Genomic DNA, 21824 nt, shown 5'->3' with positions numbered 1-21824 from the left:
CGCAGGTCGCCGCCGGGCCTGGCGAAGGTCAGCGGTCGGGCGTCCGGCGGCGGCATCCCGCGTGCGGCGGCCGGGCGTCCTCAGTGGACGGCGGCGGCACCCCGCGTGCGGCCGCCGGGCGTCCTCAGTGGACGGCGCACACACGCGAACGGCCGGGGCGGAGGATCCGCCCCGGCCGTCCGGTCGCCCCGTGCTGTGCCGCCTTCAACGCCGCACGTATTCGCTGAGCACCTTGGGCGGCCACGAGCCGACCCCGAAGAGGCCCATCGAGTAGGCCTTCGACACCAGCGCCGCCCGGTTCGGCACCTTGAACTGCCGCAGCATGTTGCTGACGTGGTACTCGATTCCCTGCCGGCTCAGGTACAGCTTCGCGGCCAGTTGCACGGTGGGGACACCGGTGGCCACTCCCTCGAGGATCTTTGCATTGATTTCCGTCAAGATCTTGTTCGGGCTGATGAGCACCCGCCGATCGTCCTCGCCCTTGTCCGGCGCGACCAGGACGACGATTGTCTTCAGCTGCCCGGCGTCGCCCTGCACGGCCATTCCGGTGAGCGAACCGGTGAAGGCCGTACGGGTTGCCCAGAGCGCGGCGAGATGCTCGACGAAACGACCGCTGCGACCGGTGAGGAGCCGCTCGAACTGGCGGCGCATGTGCTGGCGCACACTCGGGTGCAGCAATTCGGAGAAGTCGAATCCGTGCAGGTCGAAGCGCGGCTGGCCGCAGTGCTCCAGGAGCGCCTCGTTCGTCTGCTGGATGCGCAGTTGTGGATTCAGGACGGCGAGGCCGACCCCGGTCCTTTCGACAATGGACAGAAACAGCTCGCCGTATTCGCTCGCGCCGACGAGCGCCGGATACTGCTGCGAAAACGCGCAGCCTTGTTCCGGCAATGTTTCACTCCTGTTTTGCCTCTGGAGCGGGTCGGTCTGAGTTGCGTCTCGAACGTCTGCCTTCAAGTTACCGACAAGAAGCATCGACACGTCTCCCAAATGCTCCAAATTTGAACTCGCATCGGGAGCCTTGCACGGCTTTCCGCGAGCGTCAACGCGAGCAAATCGGGCAGTAAAGACTGTGGTAGGTGTGCGCCTAGTTCGGTGTGGTGGACCGTAGTGCACAGCGCGGCGTGGCCGGACGGGGACGCTGGGTGGCCAAGGTTTCCGTAGGTGTGCCGTTGACGACGGATTTACGCAGGTCAACATAGGCCTGGATGAGTGGCTGACCGTCCCGGAGGGTCGGGATGGGCGCCGAACGCAACGGAATCCTGACCGAAGTCGCGATCTGTCCGAGATGCGACCGCCGGGTAAGCCATAGAGGCGGGCGTCGATCTTGCGAAAAATTTGAGCATTGACTTGAGCGTGTGTGCCGATCGGCGGGGCGCGGAAGCGTGCCGATGAATGCTTTCGGTGGCACCGCTATCACGTGCCGTGATATCCGCCCTTGTTTGGAGGCGAACGAGCCTATTCTACGGCTAGATCGGACATTTTGGTTACTACCTGGCTGAGTACGGCCTTTAGTGCGGACCTATTCGCGACGCCCAGTTTCCGGTAGCAACTGGTCAGGTGTTTCTCCACGGCCCGCTGGGAGATGCCCAGCCGCGCGGCGACGGCCTGGTTCGTCAGACCCGCCGTGACCAGGTCCGTGACGGTCCGCTCGGCCGGGGTGAAGGAACTGATCCCGGGTGCCAGCTGCTCGTGGTGCGCCTCGAGGGCCACGGTGGCCGGCTCCGCCAGCCAAGAGAACCCGGCCGCGGCGGCCAGCTGCCCGCCGCGGCGCAGGTCCTCGCCGGCGCCGCGCCGCCCCGTCGCCAGCAGCCTGGTTCCCCGGGCCAGCAGCGCACGGGCCAGCTCCAGCTCGTTGGCGGAGTGCTCCAGCACGTCGACGGCGTCGTCGAGCAGGCGCAGCGCCTGCCGGCCGTGGCTGAGCTCGCCCCAGACCCGCAGGGCCCGGCCGGTGGCCGCCGGCGAGCCCCAGGCGGCCACCAGCCGGCACTCCTCGGCGATGTGGTCCACGGCCTCCGCAGGCCGCCCGAGCCGGTGCAGCAGCGGCGCGATCATCGTGCCGGTGGGAAAGAGCGCCCGGTTGCGCCAGCCGTGGGTGGCCAGCTGCTGCTCGCACTCGGTCAGCGCGACGAGCGCCGCGTGCGGATCGGCGTTGTACCGCATCGCCCCGTACAACAGGTTGCTCACCATCGGCAGGACGCCCGTCTCGGCGGTCGTCCGTTCCGGGCGGCACAGCGCCGCCGCCCGCTGCCGCAGCCGGTCGTCCGGCACCACGGCGGCGACCGCCGACAGCATCGCGACGCTGATCCCGTCCTCGCCGAGGCCGTCGGGCAGCACGGCGAGCGCGTTCGCGGCACTGACCGCCGCCGCCCCGGGCTGCCCGGTGTGCAGCTGCTGGAAGGCCAGCTGCACATGGACCTGCGCCGCTACCCGACGGCACGGCGCGGCGTCGGCGGCCCGGCGCGCCTCCGCGAGCCACTGCTGCAGCGCCGGCACCCGCTCGATGGCGACGGCGCTGGCGACCAGCAGCGGCGCGACCGAGGCGAGCGTGTCGTGGTCGGCCGGCAGATGTTCGAACAGCAGCCGGGCGAGGGGCGCCAGCTCGGGCGCGGACAGCTCCGCCGACATGGTCGCGCAGAACAGCAGCACCGCCGCCAGCTCCCGCTCGGCCGGGGTGCGTGGCCGCATCATCCTGCCGCGCAGGCGGGCCGTCGCGGTGGCCAGCACCGACGGGTCCTGCCAGCCCGCGATCATCCGACGCGCCTCCAGCCGCAACACCAGCGCCTCCACGCCCACCGGCGGCGCCTCGACGCCCACCGCCAGCGCCTCGACGCCCACCGCCAGCGCCTCGACGCCCACCGGCGGCGCCTCGCGGTCCCGGGCGGCGAGCGGCTCCCCGGATCCGCCGGGCTCGGCGGGCGGGGCACCGCCGGGCTCGGCGGGCGGGGCGCCGTCGGGTCCGGGCGCCAGCCGCCGCAGGACGCCGTCGATCGCCTCGACGGCGGGGTCCGCGCCGGCCAGCAGCGCCATCGGCGGGATCCGGGCCAGGGCGGCGGCCCGCGCGTCGTCGCCGGGCAGCGCCGGCAGCGCCTGCAGCACGCGGCGCACCAGCGTCGACGGGTTGCCGCACCGCTCGGCGACGGCGAGGTCGACGAGGACCGCGGCCCGTTGCGGGTCACCCGGCGGCAGACCGCGCAGCGCCACCCGCAGATACCGCACCGCGGTGCCCACGTCGTGGCGGGCGAGCGCGGCCGCCGCGGCGCCGGAAAGCACGCCCGCCGCGTACGGGTCCAGCACGACCGCCTGCTCCAGGTGCGCCGCGACGCGCTCGTCGGGCGCGCCGGCCCGGTACAGCGCCTCCGCCGCGTGCCCGTGACCGACCGCGAACGACTCCGGGCAGATGGTGCTGCCGAAGACGTGCCGCACCAGCGCGTCCATCAACGGCTGCGGCTCGGGCGCGCCGTGCAGCCCCAGCGCCCGCAGCGCGCGGGCGGCGGTGCGGGTGTCGACGTCGTCGAGGCCGACGAGCCGGCCGACGAGGCCGGGGTCCGTGCCGGCGCCGAGCAGCACCCCGTGCAGCAGGAACGCGCACTGCGCGGCGGGCAGTGCGGTGACCGCGGCGGTGACCCTGCGCAGCAGCGGCTCGTACGCGCGGCGGGTGACGTCCGGCGGTTCGACGGCGGCGGACGCCGGCCACCCGGCGGCATCCGCCGCGAGCGCGCGCGCCAGCCACGGACTGCCGCCGCTGAGCCGGTGACAGCGGGCCGCCGCGGCCCGGCCCACCTGGGGCAGCAGCCGCTCGACACCGGCCGGCGACAGCGGCGCCGGCCGCAGCGTCCGGTCGGCGCGGCCCAGCGCGGCCCGGACCGCGGGCCGGTCGCCGCCCGCGTCGCCCTCCAGAACCGCGAACGCCACCAGCACCGCCACCCCGCCCGCCCGGGTGGCGTGCCGCTCGAGCCGGGCGAGCCAGGCCAGGCTCGCGTCGTCAGCCCACTGCAGGTCGTCGATGGTGACCAGCAGCATGCCGGCGCGCGCGGCGGCCGACCCGCGGATGTCCCGCCACAGCCGTGCCGCCAGGCTCCGCGGCAGGTCCCGCTCGGCGCGGATCGCCGCGGCCCCGACCACCGGCACCCCGCCGTCGGCGGCCAGGTCCGCCACCAGCCGCAGCAGCGCCGACCTGCCCGACCCCAGGCTGCCGGCGACCGCCAGGACACCGCCGTGCCCGCCGCGGAGGCGGGTCAGTGCGGCCTGGCAGAGGTCCCGTTCATGCTCCCGCTCGATCAGCACACCGCAGAGTGTTCCCCAGCCGCGCCACTCAGCACATCGGAAAGTTCCGATCTGCCGACGATCCCGAGTCTGCGGTACGCGTTGCTCAGATGCAGCTCGACGGTGCGCCTGGTGATGCCCAGGATCTCGGCGATGGCCGCGTTCGGCAGCCCGTTCGCCGCCAGCTCGGCGACCCTCAACTGGGCCGCGGACAAGGTGCCCGCGTCCCCGCCCGGCTGCGCGGCGCGCGCCTCGGCGGGGCGGGCGGCGTGGCGGCGCACCGCGGCGCTCCTCCCGGCCGGGGCGATACCCCGGCCGCCGGCCCGGACGCTCCAACCGTTGCCGGGTCCGATGCGCCCGGCGGCGCGCATGGCCGCGTCCGCCGCCGGCGAACCGCGCAGCTCGGCCGCCGCCCGCTCCAGCGTCAGCAGCGTCTCCGCCGACCAGCTGCCGCGCATCGCCGCCCAGAGCGCCACCACCGCCCGGTCCGCCCGGTTCACCGCCTCAGCGTGCAGCAGCGCCGCCCGCAGCTCGGTGAGGGCGACGGCGCCGCCGGTTCCCCACCGCTCGGCGGCCAGCCGCTCCGCCCGCAGCAGCAGCGCCGCCTCGGTGTCGCGGCCGCGCCCGTGCTCCAGCAGCGCGGCCTGCGACCGCCACGGCAGCAGGGCCGGGTTGCGGTGCCCGGCGGCCAGGCACCGGCGGCCGCACTCGTGCAGCATCCGCACGGCCGTGTCGACCTGACCGTCGGCGGCCTCGGCCAGCGCCCGGGCGTACAGCAGGTGCGCCCAGGCGACGCCCTGGTCACTGCCCGGCGGCAGCGGCGCGTCCAGCACCGCGCGCACCTTGCGCCGCCGGCCCGTGGCCAGCAGCTGCATGAGCTGCAGCGCCCGCAGCCGGGGCAGGATGCTGGGGTGCCAGGACTGCTCCGGCAGACACTGGCGCAGGTCGTGCAGGTCGCGCTCGGCGTCGTCGAGGCGGCCGGTGCGCAGGCACAGCTCGGCGCGGGCGACCAGCGCCCCGGCCGCGGCGCCGCCGGCCCCGCGGGACGCCTCGACGAGCCCGTCCAGCTGCCGCTCCGCCGCCGCGAAGTCCTCCGTGAGCGTCAGGGTGCGCGCCGCCGCCACCTGCACCGGCAGCGGCACCACGGCACCGGCCGGTGGGTCCAGCGCGGCGAGGGCGTGCCGGCGGGCCGCATCCAGGTCCTCGCCCGCCACCGCCTCCCGCCACGCGATGACCCCCCGCCCCGCGGGGTCGCCGGCGGCGCCGCTGGGCGCGGGCACCCGGTCGCAGGTCAGCTCGGGCGGGACCCCGGACCGGTCGGACGCCAGCCAGTACAGCGCCGCCAGCGCGGCCCGCTCGGCGGCGGTGGCGGCCTGCGGTCGCGCCGGCCCGGCCGCCCGGTGGTAGGCGGCGGCCAGTTCCCGCCGCGCGGCGTCGTCGGCGCCACGGATCAGCAGCCTGCCCGCGGCCGCCGTCCGCGCCCCGGCCGTCTCGCCGTCCGGCGCGTCGCGCAGCACCGCGCGGTAGGTGCGGTCGGCGGCCTCCGGCGCGCAGCCCAGCTGGGCGTCGCCGAGGGCCAGCTGGGTCGCCAGCCGCAGGTCGTCGGCCATCGATTCGCACAGCGCCCGTTCGTACAGCGTCACCGCCGCCTCCCAGCGCCGTCCGGTGCCGGCGGAGGCAGCGGCGGCCAGCAGCGCGTTCAGCGCCCAGCCGGGCCAGCCAGGCTCGGTCGCGCACAGCAGCCGGCCCACGAGCGCCGGTGGCAGCCCTCGGTCGTTCGCGGCCCCGGCGGTGTCCCGGCGCAGCGCTGCCCGCTCGGCGCCGTCCATCGCGGCGAGCGCCACCTCGGCGACGAGCGGGTCGGCTGGGTCGAGCCCGGGGCAGCCGGGCAGGCCGTGCGTGAGCCTGGCCGCGAGGCGCTCCGGCACCCCCGGCCCGAGCAGCGCCCGGACCCGCAACCACCGCAGCTGCGGGCCGGACAGGTGGGCCAGCCGCTCGGCGATCCGGTCGCGGCGCACCTCGCGGCAGGCGGCGTTGAGCCGGTCGAGGTCCACGTGCGCGCCGCAGCGGCGCACCGCGGCCAGCAGCACCGCCGGGTCGCCCTGCGCGGCCGCGGCGAGCAGCACCGCCGGGTCGCCGGCCGCGGCGGCGGCGATGAGCGCCCCGGTGTGCGCGTCCAACGTGCCCCGGCCTGCGGTGGCGAGCGCGGAGCGCCACAGCGCGGCGGCGTTCGCGGTGGCGGGGCGGGCCGGTGCGGTCACGACGCGCCCCCACCGGCGGGCCCGGCCAGCGGGCCGGTTCCCGGCGCGGGACCGGCCGGCCGCGCCGCGGCGGTGCCCCGGCGCGACAGCGGCATCGGCTCCACGATGCCGGCCAGGGCGTCCCTGCGGCGGATGCCGAGCCGCCGGTAGACGTTGGTGAGGTGAAACTCGACGGTCCGCATGGAGATGAACAGCTCCTCGGCGATCTGCCGGTTGGTCGCGCCGCCGGCGGCCAGGGACGCGACGGCCTTCTCACTGCTGGACAGCTCACCGCACGCGGCGAGCTGCGTGCCGGTGCGCCCGCCGGCGGAGCTGAGCACGTTGCGGCAGTGCGCGGCCAGCATCGTGTACCCGAGCCGGCTGGACAGCACCATGCCGTCGCGCAGGTGCCGGCGGGCGGCGGTGCGGTCGCCCAGGACGGTCAGCGTCCGGCCGAGCATCAGCTGCGCCTTCACCTGGTGCAGCGGGGCGGGGGAGCGCTCCAGCTCGGCGAGCGCGCCGAAAAGCAGCTCGATCTTGGCGCCGTCCTCGGTGAGCGCGGCGCGGGCCAGCAGCGCCATGCCGGTCGTCCGCGGCGTCTGCCACCGCCGGCACCGCTCCTCCGCCTGCTCGAGCCGCAGATGCGCCTCCTGCCGCCGGCCGCGCACCGCCAGCAGGACGATCTCGTCCAGCCACCAGCTGCTGAACGCCGGGCTGCACACCCCGGCGTCGTCGATGACCTGCCCGCAGACCCGCAGCCGCTGCAGCGCCCGGTCGTGGTCCTGGCCCCAGTACGCGGCGAGCGCCCCTGCCCCGACCGCCTGCACCTGCTCCCACAGCGGCATGTCGGAGGTCCGCTCCTGCATCGCCTCCAGGCCCGCCTCGGCGGCGAGGACCCGGGCCTGCGAACTGTCGATCAGCGAGATGATCGTCTGCGCGGACCAGGTGGCGGCGCCCCACTCGCCGTCGCCGGCCAGCCGCAGCGCCGCCGTCGCCTCCGCCCAGGCGGCCTCGAGGTCGCCGACCTCCAGCAGTACGCGCGCCCAGGTCGCCCGGGCGACCGCCTCGGCGCAGGGCTCCCCGCGGTCGCGGTGGTGCGCGGCGAGCCGGCTCGCCGCGGCCAGGGCTCCGGCGGTGTCGTCGGCCATCAGCAGCACCCGGGTCGCCATCAGCGGCGCCCAGCTGTCGCCGGTCACCGGCCGGTCCAGCACGAGCCGGGCGTACCGGGTCGCCCGCTCGGCGTCGACGCCCTCGTAGGCGGTGGCGAGCGCGTGCACGGCCAGCATCCGGCGGCTGGAGGAGGCGTCGGCGACGGCGGCGGGCGCGTCGCCGATCCGGGAGCGCACGGTGTGGTAGGTGGCGCCGCCGATGACGGCGTTGGCGGCCAGCGTCGACTCGACCGTCGCGAGCCGGATGCGGTCCCGCAGTGTCGGGGTGCTCCCGGCGGCGCGGCGCAGCGTCTCCATGGCGTCGTGCAGCAGGTACGGCGCGGTCGGTTCGCGCCCGGTGACGAGCGCGGCGAGGCCCAGGCAGACCACGGCCCGCGCCTTCGTGCGGGCGTCGGTGGTGCGCGGCAACGCCTGCCGGGCGTGCCCCAGCGCGGCCGCCGGATCGACGTTGAGCAGCCCGAACGCCACGTCGACCGCGGCGTCGGGCGACTGCGGCTGGGCGGCCAGCAGCCGGGTCCAGATGCGCACCGCGGCGGGCGCGTCGTGCTGGTAGGCCAGCTCGGCCGCCTCCCGCAGCCGCTCCAGCATCCAGGGCTCGTCGAGGTCGTCGAGGTCCACCAGCACGTCGGCGATGCGCCGCACAGGCGCGTCGGCGTCGTTGAGCATGGACACCGCCCGCCGCCGCAGCCGCTGCAGCTCGTCGGCGGCGAGCAGGCCGAACAGCTCCACGGCGACGGCCGGCGGGACCGGCCGGTCCGGGTCGCCGGTGAGGACCCCGGTGTTGCGCAGCGTCGCCAGGCGGGCGACGGTCAGCTGGGGCGGCAGCCCGGCGAGCGCGCCGACGAGCTCGGCGTCGTGCTGCTGCAGCACGGCGGTGGCCACGGCGACCCGCAGCAGGTTCGGCTGGCGGCTCAGGAAGCGGCGCAGCCGGCCGGTGCGCGGCTCGGCGCCGGCGTGCTCGGGCGCGTCGAGGTCGAGCACCGTGTGCCGCGGGCCGCCCAGGATGTCGGCGAACAGCGGGTCGAGGGCGGGATGCTCGCGGGGCGTAACGGCGAGGACCACCTGCAGCGGCCGGCTGGTGCAGCGCCGCAGCAGGTAGTGCAGCCAGCGCAGGGTCGCCGTGTCGCACCAGTGGGCGTCGTCCAGGACGAGCCGCACCGGGCCGAACTGCAGCAGGCCGAGTGCGCGCCGGTACAGGTCCAGCACCGTGCGGTGGCCGCCGTCGGCCGGTGCCGGATGGGTCCCCGCCCGCGGCTGCGCCGGCAGCAGCTGCCGCGCCGCGGCGAACTCCACCGCGGCGCCGGCCTCCGTGCAGGTCGCGGACAGCACCGTCACGCCGGGCCCGGCGGGTGCCCGCACCAGGCTGGTCTTGCCCGTGCCGGGCGCGCCGGTGACCATCACCACGGCGGCCGCCCCGACGTCCGGCAGCACCGGCGGACCGCCGCGCGCCGGCGCGGTGCCGGCGCCGCGGTCCGGCTCGGCGGGCTGCGGTGTCATGACGGTGTCCCATCGGTGCGGTCGGTGTGAGGTGCCGGTCGGTCCGTCCGGTCCGGCCCAGGGCCTGCGGTGAGCCCAGGGCCGGCGGGCGGTCAGGTGCGCGGCGCCGGCCGGGTGAACCCCGTGATGATCACGGCGCCGACCAGCAGGTGCAGCAGCGCGAGCGAGACCTTCGTGCCGGCGTCGGTCCCGCCGAGCGGCCCGAGCAGCGACAGCACCAGGAACACGACCGCGATGACGGTCCAGATGGTGCGGCCCTTCGCGGTGAGGCGCTCCAGCAGGGCGAGCAGCCCCCAGCCGAGCAGGCCGACGAGGACGACGGTGATGACGACCGCGACCGGGCTGACCGTCTGCTCGCTGCCGCCGGTCTTGACCACCAGGTCACCGGCGACCGCACGGGCGATGAAGTAGACGATGAGGGCGAGGACGGCGGCGCTGACGATGGCGAGCGGGCGCACGGCGGACGGCTTCATGTGCTTGAACCTCCGGGGTAGGCGGAACTGTGCTGCTTCAGGACACGGGTGACGGTTGCGCCGCGTCGAGCGCGCGGGGTGGCACCGCCGGGCACAGGCCGGCCGCGGCTGCCCGGTCCAGCAGGGCGCGGACGGCGGCCAGGCCGTCGTCGCCGAGGTCCTCGGTGAACCCGTTGACGTACAGGGCGATGTGTTGCGCCGTCACCTCCGGCGCCAGCTCCTGGGCATGCTCGCGGACGTAGTCCCGGGAGGCCTCCGGGTGCGCCCAGGCGTGCCGTACCGACGCGCGGACCGCGCCGGTGACCGCGGCGATGCGTTCGGCGCCCAGGTCGCGGCGGGCGACGATCGCGCCGAGGGGGATCGGCAGGCCGGTGTCCTGCTCCCAGAAGCGGCCGAGGTCGACCAGCTCCAGCAGCCCGTAGGCGGGGTAGGTGAAGCGGGCCTCGTGGATGATCAGGCCGGCGTCGACCAGGCCGTCGCGGACCGCGGGCATGATCTCGTGGAACGGCATGACCATGATCCCGCCGAGGCCGCCCGGCACGGCCCGCTGCGCCCACAGCCGCAGCAGCAGATAGGCCGTGGACTGCTCGCTGGGCACGGCGACGACCGCCGTGCCCAGCCGCGCCGGCGGGTGCTCCTGCCGGCCGACCAGCAGCGGCCCGCAGCCGCGGCCGAGGGCGCCGCCGCACGGCAGCAGGGCGAACCGGTCCAGGAACGCCGGCAGCGCCGCGTAGGAGATCTTCATGACGTCGAACCGGTCGCTACCCGCGAGGTGGTTGGTGACGTCGATGTCCGCGTGCGTGACGGCCGTGGCCGGCGTGCCCGGCAGCAGGCCGTGCGTCCACGCGTGGAAGACGAACGTGTCGTTGGGGCACGGCGAGTACGCGATCGACAGCTGCCGCTCGGTCATGGGCGGATCTTACGGCCGGACGGGACGGCTTGTCCCGGTTCGTGGCGGCCACGGTGTGCGCGGGGATCAAGTGTGGTGATTTCCCCAATCTCCGCCACGGCACGATGCCAGCAGCAGAACTGCGTCGGTCGCAGACCGCTGCCCGTCTCCACGTGTCCGGTGCATCCCAGCCGGGCCCATCGCTTCCGGCACCCGAAGGACGAATCGATGACGACCGTCATGGAACCCGCCGCGGCGCTCACCGACGCATGGCTCGCCGCCGATCTCGACGCGTGGACCGTGCGCGTGGTCCGCCGGCACCTCGACCCGGCCAGCGGCAGCCCGTACTGGCTGGCCCGCCGCCCGCACCTCGGGTTCGACCCGTTCGACATCACCCGCTACGACGAGCTGGCCCAGTTCGGGCCGTTCTCGCTGGCCACGCTGCGTGAGCTCGACCCCGTGCAGCTGGTCCCCTCCGACGTGCCGCGCCCGCTCGCGGGGCGGATCTGGGAGTCCGGCGGCACCACCGGCAAGCCGTGCCGCATCTTCCACACCCCGTCGATGGCCGAGCACCACACCGCGTGGCGGCTGCGCGGGCTGCGGCTCAGCGGCTTCGAACCGGGCCGGACCTGGCTGTACGCCTGCCCGAGCGGCCCGCACATCGTCGGCCGCGGCGCGAACCAGATCGCCGAGCTCTACGACTCGACCGTCTACACGATGGACCTCGACCCGCGCTGGATCAAGACGCTGATCCGCGACAGCCGGCTGGTCGAGATGAACATGTACGTCGAGCACACCATCGAGCAGATGACCGACGTGCTGGAGACCGGCCGGGTGCAGTACCTGGAGACGACGCCGGCGATCCTGCAGGCGCTCATCTCCCGCCGGCCCGAGCTGGTCGCCGGCCTGCAGGGCGTCGGCCTGGGCGGCACCCAGCTGACCCCGCCGATGTACACCGAGATCGCCGAGGCGCTGCAGGGCGGGGTGATCGGCATGACGTACGGCAACACCTTCGGCTGCGCGATGGGCCTGCCGGTCGAGCGCGACGGTGCCGTCCTGCCGTACCTGCCCAACTATCCGCAGGTCACGATGGCCGTCGTCGACAAGGAGGACCCGCGCCGGACGGTCGGCTACGGCGAGACCGGCCGGGTGCGCCTCACCGTCCTGCACGACGACCTCTTCCTGCCCAACATCATGGAGCGCGACCAGGCGGTCCGGCACCGGGCCGGGGACGCCTGGCCGTGCGACGCCGTCGCGAACGTCCGGCCGCTGCAGATCACCTCGGCCGCGCCCGAGGGGCTCTACTGAGCCCCGCTCGCAAGCCCCCACACAGAGCCGATGAGGAGTCGTTGGTGGACACAGGTCTGAAGCGGGAACTGGAGGCGAAGGTCGTCGCCGGTGAGCGGCTCAGCCGCGAGGACGGCATCGCGCTGTACGCGTGCGACGACCTCGCCTGGCTCGGCGGGCTGGCGCACCACGTGCGCACCCAGAAGAACGGTGACGTGGTCCACTTCAACGTCAACCGGCACCTGAACATGACGAACGTCTGCACGGCCTCGTGCGCGTACTGCTCCTTCCAGCGCAAGCCGGGGGAGAAGGACGCCTACACGATGCGGATCGAGGACGCGGTCCGGCTGGCCAAGGAGATGGAGAGCGAGCAGCTCACCGAGCTGCACATCGTCAACGGCCTGCACCCGACGCTGCCGTGGCGGTACTACCCGCGCTCGATCCGGGCGCTGAAGGAGGCCCTGCCGCCGACCGTGGCGATCAAGGCCTTCACCGCGACGGAGATCCACTGGTTCGAACGCATCTCCGGGCTGTCCGCCGAGGACGTCCTCGACGAGCTCATCGACGCCGGCCTGGAGTCGCTCACCGGTGGCGGCGCGGAGATCTTCGACTGGGAGGTCCGCCAGCACATCGTCGACCACGCCACCCACTGGGAGGACTGGTCGCGCATCCACCGGCTCGCGCACCGCAAGGGCCTCAAGACGCCCTGCACGATGCTGTACGGCCACATCGAGGAGCCCCGGCACCGGGTCGACCACGTGCTGCGCCTGCGGGAGCTGCAGGACGAGACGGGCGGCTTCCACGTCTTCATCCCGCTGCGGTACCAGCACGACTTCCACGACTCGCGCGACGGCAAGATCCGCAACAAGCTCATGGCCCGCACCACGATGGCGACCGGCGCCGAGGCGCTCAAGACCTTCGCGGTGTCCCGGCTGCTGTTCGACAACGTCCAGCACGTCAAGGTGTTCTGGGTGATGCACGGCCTGCAGACCGCGGAGCTGGCGCTCAACCACGGCGCCGACGACATCGACGGCTCGGTCGTCGAGTACAAGATCACCCACGACGCCGACGAGTTCGGCACCCCGGACAAGATGACCCGCGAGAGCCTGCTCGACCTGATCCGCAACGCCGGTTTCCGGCCGGTCGAGCGCAACACCCGCTACGAGGTCATCCGCGAGTTCGAGGGGCCCGACCACGCGCGCCGCGAGACGCCCCAGCCGATGCGGGTCTGACCGTGCCGGCCACCGAACGACGAGACAAGGCAGGTGAGCGCGGGTGACCGCAGCGACGACACCGCAGGAGAGCCGGCTCGAGGTCTGGATCGACCAGGGGCTGTGCACCGGCGACGGGATCTGTGCGCAGTACGCGCCGGAGGTCTTCGAGCTCGACGTCGACGGGCTCGCATACGTCAAGGGTGACGACGGGGAGCTGCTGCACTCGCCCGGCACGGCGGTGCTGGTGCCGCTGGTCGCGGCGAAGGACGTCATCGACTCGGCGAACGAGTGTCCCGGCGACTGCATCCACGTGCGCCGCCAGGACGACGGCGTCGAGGTGTACGGCCCGGACGCGTTGCCATGACGGTGACGACGGCGGGCCCGGTGACCCTGCTCGGCCGGCTCCTGCCGGAGGCCACGGCCGTCGCCGAGGCGTTCGACGACGCGCTGCCGGCGCCGCTGTTCCCGCAGGAGCTCGCGGCGCTCGGCAACGCGGTGGTGAAGCGCCGCGCGGAGTTCATGACGGGCCGGCGGTGTGCCCGGGAGGCGCTCGGCCGGCTCGGGTTCGGCCCGGTCGCGATCCCGTCCGGGCCGCGCCGGGAGCCGCTGTGGCCGTCCGGCGTCGTCGGCACCATCACCCACTGCGCCGGGTACCGGGCCGCGGCGGTCGCCCGCGCCGAGCACCTCACCACCGTCGGCATCGACGCCGAGCCGCACGCGCCGCTGCCCGCCGGGGTGCTGGACAGCATCACGCTGGTCGAGGAGCGCCGCCACCTGCGGCAGCTGGACGGGCAGCGGCCCGGCATCCACTGGGACCGGCTGCTGTTCAGCATCAAGGAGTCGGTGTTCAAGGCGTGGTACCCGCTGACCGGCCGCTGGCTGGACTTCACCGAGGCCACGGTGACGATCGCGGCGCAGCGCGAGACGTTCCACGCCTGGCTGCTGGTGCCCGGCCCGGTGGTCGGCGGGGTCGAGGTCGCCGGGTTCAGTGGCCGCTGGCTCGTCGAGCGCGGGCTGGTGCTCACCGGCATCGCCGTTCCGGCCCGGCAACCGGCGTTCGCCGGCTGATCCTCGCCGGGAGCGGGGTGCCGGCACCGGCCGGGCGGGGTTGGGACCGCCCGGCCGGCCGCCGGCATCCGTCGGCTGCCCGCGGGTGCTTGGGTTCAGGGCACCGGTCGGGCCGGTTCGGGGCGCCCGGCCCGGTCGCGCGGCGGGAAGAGCAGCAGCCCGGCGACCGCGCCGCAGAGCACCGCGATGCCGTGCTGGTCCGGCCGCGCCGCAAGGGCACCCGCCGCGACCAGCGCGGCGACCCCGGCGGCGAACGCCACCCCGGTGTAGCGGTCCCGGCGCAGCAGCACGCTCATCACCACCAGCACGGCGGTCGGGGCCGCGGTCGCGCCGGCGATCCCGCCGAAGCCGAGCCCGGCCACGCACGCCACGTAGTACGGCACCACGAAGGCGTGCGGGCGGGTCGCCGCGCCGGGGCGCAGGATCAGCAGCGTCGCCAGGGCGCCGGCGAGGCCGCAGACGGCGAGGGAGTTGCCGGAGCCGGTCGGGTCCAGCCGCTCCCCGAACGCCTCACCGGCCAGGCCGATCCCCACGTACAGCACCAGCCAGCGCACCGTGCCGAAGCGGCGCTCGGCGATGACGCCGACGACGAGCAGCGAACCGATGTTGAACAGGATCTGCCCCCACCCGGCGGACTGCACCAGCAGCGGGGTGAACCAGCGCCACCACTCGCCGTCATGCAGCGCCGGGTAGTTGCGGCGGAACCGGTCGAGGACCTCGGGATCGTTGAGCTGGGCCGCGGCACCGAGCGCGGTGACGAACGCGACGACCAGGGTGGCGATCGGCAGGCCCGCGCGGCGGCGGGTTTCGACGGCGGTCACTGCCCCACGCTACCCGCCGCGCGCCGGCACCTCGCGGCCCGCCCGACGAACTAGGCGAACCCTTAACCGCGATCACCGATGCTTCCTACAACCATGGGGGAGGCGAGGCGTGCAACCAGCGACGCATGCGGCAACGGACGCGGCGGCGGTCGAGGCGTGGATCCTGCGCCACGTCGCGGCGAGAACCGGCGCCGGCCCGGTCGAGCCCGACGCGGTGCTCGCCGACCTCGGCCTGTCCTCCCGCGACGCCCTGGTGCTCCTCGGCGACCTGCAGCAGCTGCTCGGCCGCACGATCGAGGCGACCGTGTTCTGGCAGTACCCGACCGCCCGGCAGCTCGCCCGGCATCTCACCGGCACCGGCGAGCCGGCCGCGCTGCCCCGCCCGGCCGGCCCGACCGCCGGCGGCGGGCCCGGCGAGCCGATCGCCGTCATCGGCATCGGCTGCCGGTTCCCCGGCGCCACCGGTCCCGAGGCGTTCTGGAAACTGCTGGAGTCCGGCACCGACGCCGTCGGCGGCGACGTGCCCGGCCACCCGCCGCTCGGCCGGCCGCACGGGCTGCTGGCCGACGTCGACCAGTTCGACGCGGAGTTCTTCGCCGTCTCCGCCAAGGAGGCCGGGCACGTCGACCCGCAGCACCGGCTGCTGCTGGAGGTCGCCTGGGAGACCCTCGAGCACGCGGGCGTGCCGCCGGCGAGCCTGGCCGGCACCCGCACCGGCGTGTTCGTCGGCATCAGTGGCAGCGACTACGGCCGGCTCATCGCCCGCGAGCCGCACCTGCACAGCCTGCACTCCGGGACCGGGCAGGCGCTGAGCGTCGCGGCGAACCGCATCTCCTACACCCTGGGCCTCAAAGGCCCGAGCGTCGCCGTGGACACCGCCTGCTCCTCCTCGCTGGTGGCGCTGCACCTGGCCTGCCGCAGCCTGCGGTCCGGCGAGTCGGACACGGCGCTGGCCGGCGGGGTCAACCTGCTGCTGGACACCGCCGGCACCGAGGTGTTCGAGCAGGCCGGGATGATGGCCGCGGACGGCCGGTGCAAGACCTTCGACGCCGCCGCCGACGGCTACGTCCGGGCCGAGGGCTGCGGCCTGGTGCTGCTCAAACGCCTCGACGCGGCGGTCCGCGACGGCGACCGGATCCTCGCCGTCGTGCGCGGGTCCGCGGTCAACCAGGACGGCCGCAGCAACGGTCTCACCGCCCCGCACGGCGGCGCCCAGCAGGACGTCCTGCGCGACGCCCTGCACGACGCGGGCCTGGCGCCCGCCGACATCGACTACGTCGAGGCGCACGGCACCGGCACCCCGCTCGGCGACCCGATCGAGGCCGCCGCGCTCGCCGCCGTCCTCGGCGACGGCCGGCCCGCGAGCGAGCCGCTGCTGCTCGGCTCGGTGAAGACCAACATCGGCCACGCCGAGGCCGCCGCGGGCATCGCGGGGGTGCTCAAGGTCGTGCTGATGCTCCGGCACGAGCACATCCCCGCCCACCTGCACCTGCGCGAACGCAACCCGCGGATCCCCGCCGGCGCGCCGCTGAGCGTGCCGGCCGCCGGGCAGCCGTGGCGGCCGCGGCGCGGCACGCTCACCGCCGGCGTCAGCTCCTTCGGCTTCGGCGGCACCAACGCCCACGTCATCGTCCAGGCCCCACCAGGGACACAGCCGGCGACGAAGCCGGCCGCGAAGGCCACCGCAAAGGCCACGGCCGGGGGCAACGTGCGCTCCACGCACCTGGTCACCGTCAGCGCCAAGACGCCGGCGGCGCTCGCCGCGCTCGCCGCGCGGTACGCGGACCGGCTGGAGCAGCGGCCCGCGCCGTCGCTCGCCGACCTCACCGCCGCCGTCCACACCGGACGGTCCCACTTCCGGCACCGGGCCGCGTTCGCCGCCCGTACCCGCGAAGAGGCCATTGAACAGCTGCACCGCATCGCTTCGGGCACGGCGCACCGGGGGCTGCACGCCGGCGTGCGCCCGCCCGACGGCGCCGGTGGCGTGGCCTTCCTCTTCAGCGGGCAGGGCTCGCAGTACGCCGACATGGGCCGGCAGCTGTACGTGACGAACGCCGGCTTCCGCGCCACCCTGCTGCGCTGCGACGAGATCCTGCGGGACCTGATCGGCCGCAGCCTGCAGACGGTGCTGTTCCCGCAGCCGGACGAGCGGCACCTGCTCGACGAGACGCGCTACACCCAGCCCGCGCTGTTCTGCCTGCAGTACGCGCTCGCGCAGCTGTGGGCCGGCTGGGGCGTGCGCCCCGCCCACCTGCTCGGCCACAGCGTCGGCCAGCTCGCCGCCGCCTGCGTCGCCGGGGTCTTCGACCTCGAGGACGGGCTGCGGCTGGTCGCCGCGCGCGGCCGGCTCGTGCAGGAGCACAGCGCGCCCGGCGCGATGCTGGCGGCGTTCACCGGCGAGGACACCGTCCGCGCCGCCCTGGCCGCGGTGGCCGACCCGAGCCTGGCGGTCGCGGCGGTCAACGCCGACACCAACGTCACCGTCGCCGGTACGCCCGAGGCCGTCGCCGCCGTGGCCGCGCGCCTGACCGCGGCCGGGGTGACGGTGCGGCCGGTGAAGTCCGGGCTGGCGTTCCACTCGCCGATGATGGCCCCGGCCCGGGACGCCTTCGCCGAGGTCGCCGCCGCCCTGACGTACCGGGCGCCGCGGGTGCCGCTGGTCAGCGACCTCGACGGCCGGCACTTCGACGACCTGCACCGCCCCGACGCGGCGTACTGGACCAGGCACCTCACCTCGACGATCCGCCACGCCGACGGCGTGCGCCGGCTGGCCGGGTCGGGCTGCGCCACGTTCGTCGAGGTCGGCCCCGGCCAGGTGCTGATCGGCGCCGGCCGCCGGGTGGTGTCCGGGGCCCGGTGGCTGCCGTCGCTGCGCACCGGCGCCGAGGACGGCGACGTGCTCACCGACGCGCTCGCCCAGCTGTACGCCGCCGGGCACGACCTCGACTGGGCCGGGCTCCACGAGGGGTTCCGCCGCCGGCATGTCGACCTGCCCACCTACCCGTTCCAGCGCAGACGGTTCTGGCTGCCCACGGCGCACCCGCCGGAGCCCGCACCGGCGACGATCCCCGTCCAGAGAGGGGCTGAGGAGCACGTGGCACAACCGACGTCGGCAGGAGCGGAGGACCGCGTCCTGGCAGAGCTGGGCCAGGTCGTGACGACGCTGCTGGAGTCCGACACGCCGATCGACCCGGACATGTCGTTCCTGGAGCTCGGCGCCGACTCCATGACGCTGTTCCACACGATCCAGAGCGTGCAGCGCACCTTCGAGGTGGTCGTCCCGATCGGGATGCTGTTCGAGGAGGTCAACACGCTGCGCCGGCTGGCCGGCTACATCATGCGCACCGCCCCGGCCGCCGTGCTGGCCCTGCGCGAACCGGCCCCGCCCGCGCTGCCTATGTCGCCTGTGTCGGCGGCCTCGCCGCTGCCGGCGGCTCCCGCAGCGCTGCCGCCGCTCGCGCCGGGTGGTGGCGGCGCCGTCGACCGGTTCCTCGACGTCCACGCGCAGGTGATGGACCAGGCGTACGAGCTGCTGCGCCGCCGCCAGCCCGCCGCTGCTGGCGCCGGCCTGGTTCCGCCCGCCGCTGGTGGGGTTCCGCCCGCGCCCGCCGCGCCCCCCGCGGCCCCCGCGGCCGAGGCCACCGCGCCGGCGCCGCGGACGGCCATCCCGGCGGCGCCGCAGGGGACGTTTGTCGCGTTCGGCCCCCGCACCGGTGGCCGGTCACGGAAGCTCACCGACGCCCAGCGGGCCTTCATCGCCGAGCTGTCCCGCGCCTACATCGCCCGCACCTGCGGCTCCCGGGCGCAGGCGGCCGCCGAGCGGCTCGGCCACGCCGACGTGCGGCACGCGCCGCAGCCGTACCTCAACCTCAAGGAGACCCGCTACCCGATCGTGGTGACCCGCTCCCAGGGCGCCCGGGTGTGGGACGTCGACGGCAACGAGTACCTCGACCTCACCATGGGCTTCGGGGTGAACCTGTTCGGCCACAACGAACCGTTCATCAACGAGGCGATCACCGCCCAGCTCGCCGACGGCATGCAGCTCGGGCCGCACTCGCCGCTCGTACCGGAGACGACCGACCTCATCCGGCAGCTGACCGGCAAGCAGCGGGTCGTGTACTGCAACACCGGCTCCGAGGCGGTGATGGTGGCGGTCCGGCTGGCCCGGGCGGTCACCGGGCGGCACCGCATCGCCATGTTCGCCGGCGCGTACCACGGCACCGCCGACCCGATCCTGGCCCGGCAGGACATCGAGGGCGCCTCCGGGGAGTCCGTGCCGATGGCGCCGGGCATCCCGCCGGAGGTGAGCGCCAACGCGCTCGTGCTGCCCTACGGCGACCCGGCGTCGCTGCAGGTGCTGCGCGAGCGGGCGGACGAGCTCGCCGCGGTGATCGTCGAGCCGGTGCAGAGCCGCCGCCCCGACGTCCAGCCGGTCGAGTTCCTGCGCGAGGTCCGCCGGATCACCGCCGGCGCGGGCATCCCGTTCGTCTTCGACGAGGTCATCACCGGGTTCCGGACGCACCCGAACGGCGCCCAGGGCGTCTTCGGCATCACCGCCGACATCACCACGTACGGCAAGGTCGCCGGCGGCGGGATGCCGATCGGGATCGTCGCCGGTGACGCGAAATACCTGGACGCCGTCGACGGCGGCGCGTGGGAGTTCGGCGACCAGCCGTACCCGCAGACCGTCCGCACGTTCTTCTCCGGCACGTTCTGCAAGCACCCGCTGTCGCTGGCCGCCGCCCGGGCCGTGCTGCGGGAGCTGGTCCGCCGCGGGCCGGCGCTGCAGGAGGGGCTCAACGCGCGGACCGAGGCGTTCGGGGCCCGCCTGGACGCCATGTTCGAAGGCGCCGGGGTGCCGATCCGCGTCGCCCGGTTCGGCTCGCTGTTCCGGCTGCGGCTGGTCGAGGAGCCGGCCAACTCGGAGCGCTCCGAGATCTTCCACACGATGCTCGTCCACGACGGCCTGTACATCTGGGAGGGCCGCAACTGCTTCCTGTCCCTGGCGCACACCGACGAGGACCTGGACCGGATCGTGGCGGTCGTGGTCAAGGCGGCTGACGCGATGACCGCCAACGGCCTGTTCCCGGGCGCCCGGCCGATCCTGGCCGCCGCCGACGGCCACGCCGCCGCGGGTGAGCTGTGACCGGCCGGCACCCGATCCACCGGGTCCCGGGCGTGCACACGATCGTCGACCTGCTGCGCGGTCATGCCGCGGCCAGGCCGGACCGGCCCGCCTGCACCGAGCTGGACAGCCACGGCCAGGAGGTGCGGACCCTCACCTACGCGCAGCTGGAGCTGCGGGTCCGGGACACAGCGGCGCTGCTGCAGCAGACCACGTCGCCCGGCGACCGGGCGATGCTGATGCTGCCCAACGGCGTCGACTTCGTTGTCGCGTTCTTCGCGTGCGCGTACGCGGGGATCGTCGCGGTGCCGTCACCGGCCCCGGACGCGATCCACGGCGGGAAGCGGACCCTCGGCCGGCTCGACGGGATCGTCAAGGACGCCGACCCCGCGGTCATGCTCACCACCGCCCAGCACGCCGAGTCGTCGCTGGTCGCCGACCTCGGCAGCGTCGAGCCGATCGTCGTCGCCGACGTGCCGGCGGGCCTCGCCGGGCTGTGGCGCGACCCGGGTGTGCGGCCCGAGGATCCCGCGTTCCTGCAGTACACGTCGGGCTCCACCAGCGCGCCGAAGGGTGTCGTGCTCAGTCACGGCAACCTCGTGGCCAACGCCGCCGCCATCGCGGTCCTCGTCGAAGCGCCGCGGTGCGACCCCGACGAGTACTGCGTCGTGAGCTGGCTGCCGATCTTCCACGACATGGGCCTGGCGCAGATGATCGGCGGCCTGTACCCCGGCGGCCGGGTCGTGCTGCTGCCGCCGGTGGCGCTGCTCATGCGGCCCTTCGTGTGGCTGGACGCGATCAGCCGCTTCCGCGCCTGGGTCTCCTCCGCCCCGAACTTCGCCTACGAGTTGTGCGTCGCGAAGATCACCGAGGAGCAGAAGGCGCGGCTGGACCTGCGCGGCTGGACCGTCGCGCTCAACGGCGCCGAACCGGTGCGGCACGGCACGCTCACCGCCTTCATGGCGGCGTTCGCCGGCGCCGGGTTCCGCCCGGCGACGTTCCGGCCCTGCTACGGCCTGGCCGAGGCGGTCGTCTACGTCACCGGCGCCCGCGAGCCGGACGACGCCCGCGTCGCCGACCTCGACGCCGCGCCCCTCGCCGAGCGCGGCGAGCTCGTCGCGGCGCGCCCGGGGCACCCGTCGCGGCAGGTCGTCGCCTGCGGCCGGATCCCGGCCAACCTCGACGTGCGGATCGTCGCCGACGGCGCGCCCGCGCCCGACGGGCTGGTGGGGGAGATCTGGGTCGCCGGGGACAGTGTCTCCAGCGGCTACTGGCGGCAGCCGGAGGCGACCGCGGCCCGCTTCGGCGGCCGGCTCGCGGACCGGCCCGGCACCGCCTACCTGCGCACCGGTGACCTCGGGTTCCTCCGCGACGGTCAGCTGTACGTGCTCGGCCGCATCGACGACCTGATCATCGTCGACGGGCGCAACCACTACCCGACCGACATCGAACGCACGGTCAGCGGCGCGCACCCGGCGATCGCCCCGGACTGCGTCGCGGCCGTCCCGCACGGCGACGACGGGCAGCTCGGCGTCGTCGCCGAAACCGCCCGCCAGGTCCGGGTCGACCGCGGCGACGGCGGCACCGGCGTGCCTTACGACGAGGTGGCCGCCGCGATCCGCCGGGCGGTCGCCGAGGAGCACCAGCTGCACGTCGGTCCGGTGACGCTGCTGCGCCCCGGCGGCCTGCCGCGCACCACCAGCGGCAAGGTCCAGCGCCGGCGCAGCCGGGACCTGCTGCCCGACGGCGGGCCCAAGGCGTGGTGACCAGTAGCGTGC

The 21824-nt window shown here is 75.0% G+C and carries 13 protein-coding genes; 6 read left to right on the top strand and 7 right to left on the bottom strand.

Features of this window, described 5'->3' with window-relative positions; translation table 11 throughout:
- Positions 1-204: 204 nt before the first annotated feature.
- From AB0H83_RS25670 to AB0H83_RS25645, 6 genes are all read right to left on the bottom strand, one after another.
- Positions 205-888 carry a LuxR C-terminal-related transcriptional regulator gene (locus AB0H83_RS25670; protein WP_360098635.1) on the bottom strand — a complete coding sequence of 228 codons (684 nt, stop codon included), beginning with the start codon at positions 886-888 and terminating at the stop codon, positions 205-207.
- Positions 889-1455: 567 nt separating this feature from the next.
- Positions 1456-4284, bottom strand: coding sequence for a LuxR C-terminal-related transcriptional regulator (locus AB0H83_RS25665; protein WP_360098633.1), 2829 nt, complete (start codon positions 4282-4284; stop codon positions 1456-1458).
- Positions 4278-6524: a helix-turn-helix transcriptional regulator gene (locus AB0H83_RS25660; protein ID WP_360098631.1), complete on the bottom strand. Its 2247-nt coding sequence runs from the start codon at positions 6522-6524 to the stop codon at positions 4278-4280. Before AB0H83_RS25660 ends, AB0H83_RS25665 begins: the two co-directional genes overlap by 7 nt.
- Positions 6521-9169: a LuxR C-terminal-related transcriptional regulator gene (locus AB0H83_RS25655; protein ID WP_360098629.1), complete on the bottom strand. Its 2649-nt coding sequence runs from the start codon at positions 9167-9169 to the stop codon at positions 6521-6523. The genes AB0H83_RS25660 and AB0H83_RS25655 overlap by 4 nt, the downstream gene beginning before the upstream one ends.
- Before the next feature lie 92 nt (positions 9170-9261).
- The gene (locus tag AB0H83_RS25650) at positions 9262-9642 is read right to left on the bottom strand and encodes a DUF6069 family protein (RefSeq protein WP_360098627.1); all 381 of its coding nucleotides are present in this window, start codon (positions 9640-9642) and stop codon (positions 9262-9264) included.
- 37 nt (positions 9643-9679) lie between these two features.
- Positions 9680-10552 (bottom strand): 1,4-dihydroxy-6-naphthoate synthase, encoded by an 873-nt coding sequence (locus AB0H83_RS25645; RefSeq protein ID WP_360098625.1) that lies wholly within the window; start codon positions 10550-10552, stop codon positions 9680-9682.
- A gap of 207 nt (positions 10553-10759) precedes the next feature.
- On the opposite strand from AB0H83_RS25645, the gene AB0H83_RS25640 reads away from it, so the two are divergent.
- From AB0H83_RS25640 to AB0H83_RS25625, 4 genes are read left to right on the top strand one after another with little or no spacing between them, the layout of a single operon-like run.
- Positions 10760-11839, top strand: a complete 1080-nt coding sequence (locus AB0H83_RS25640) for a hypothetical protein (protein ID WP_360098623.1) — start codon at positions 10760-10762, stop codon at positions 11837-11839.
- 44 nt (positions 11840-11883) lie between these two features.
- Positions 11884-13050: an aminofutalosine synthase MqnE gene (gene mqnE, locus AB0H83_RS25635; RefSeq protein WP_360098621.1), complete on the top strand. Its 1167-nt coding sequence runs from the start codon at positions 11884-11886 to the stop codon at positions 13048-13050.
- Positions 13051-13093: 43 nt separating this feature from the next.
- Positions 13094-13396: a ferredoxin gene (locus tag AB0H83_RS25630; RefSeq protein ID WP_360098619.1), complete on the top strand. Its 303-nt coding sequence runs from the start codon at positions 13094-13096 to the stop codon at positions 13394-13396.
- Positions 13393-14100, top strand: coding sequence for a 4'-phosphopantetheinyl transferase superfamily protein (locus tag AB0H83_RS25625; protein ID WP_360098617.1), 708 nt, complete (start codon positions 13393-13395; stop codon positions 14098-14100). Before AB0H83_RS25630 ends, AB0H83_RS25625 begins: the two co-directional genes overlap by 4 nt.
- Before the next feature lie 95 nt (positions 14101-14195).
- On the opposite strand, the gene AB0H83_RS25620 is transcribed toward AB0H83_RS25625, so the two are convergent.
- Positions 14196-14921, bottom strand: coding sequence for a rhomboid family intramembrane serine protease (locus tag AB0H83_RS25620; protein WP_360098615.1), 726 nt, complete (start codon positions 14919-14921; stop codon positions 14196-14198).
- A gap of 109 nt (positions 14922-15030) precedes the next feature.
- Between AB0H83_RS25620 and AB0H83_RS25615 the strand changes: the two genes are divergently transcribed.
- Positions 15031-20067 carry an aminotransferase class III-fold pyridoxal phosphate-dependent enzyme gene (locus tag AB0H83_RS25615; protein WP_360098613.1) on the top strand — a complete coding sequence of 1679 codons (5037 nt, stop codon included), beginning with the start codon at positions 15031-15033 and terminating at the stop codon, positions 20065-20067.
- On the top strand, positions 20064-21812 hold the full coding sequence (locus tag AB0H83_RS25610) for a fatty acyl-AMP ligase (protein WP_360098611.1): 1749 nt from the start codon (positions 20064-20066) through the stop codon (positions 21810-21812). Before AB0H83_RS25615 ends, AB0H83_RS25610 begins: the two co-directional genes overlap by 4 nt.
- Positions 21813-21824: the final 12 nt, after the last annotated feature.

This window comes from Dactylosporangium sp. NPDC050688 (genome assembly GCF_040654515.1).
GTDB lineage: Bacteria > Actinomycetota > Actinomycetes > Mycobacteriales > Micromonosporaceae > Dactylosporangium.
The sequence above is the reverse complement of the archived record's forward strand: the minus strand, read 5'-3'. Positions and strand labels throughout refer to the sequence as shown.

Excerpts from the sequence above, each read along its gene's own strand:
- AB0H83_RS25655 (WP_360098629.1), bottom strand. The coding sequence starts at position 9,169 with ATGACACCGCAGCCCGCCGAGCCGGACCGCGGCGCCGGCACCGCGCCG.
- AB0H83_RS25645 (WP_360098625.1), bottom strand. The coding sequence starts at position 10,552 with ATGACCGAGCGGCAGCTGTCGATCGCGTACTCGCCGTGCCCCAACGAC.
- AB0H83_RS25640 (WP_360098623.1), top strand. The coding sequence starts at position 10,760 with ATGACGACCGTCATGGAACCCGCCGCGGCGCTCACCGACGCATGGCTC.
- AB0H83_RS25650 (WP_360098627.1), bottom strand. The coding sequence starts at position 9,642 with ATGAAGCCGTCCGCCGTGCGCCCGCTCGCCATCGTCAGCGCCGCCGTC.
- AB0H83_RS25625 (WP_360098617.1), top strand. The coding sequence starts at position 13,393 with ATGACGGTGACGACGGCGGGCCCGGTGACCCTGCTCGGCCGGCTCCTG.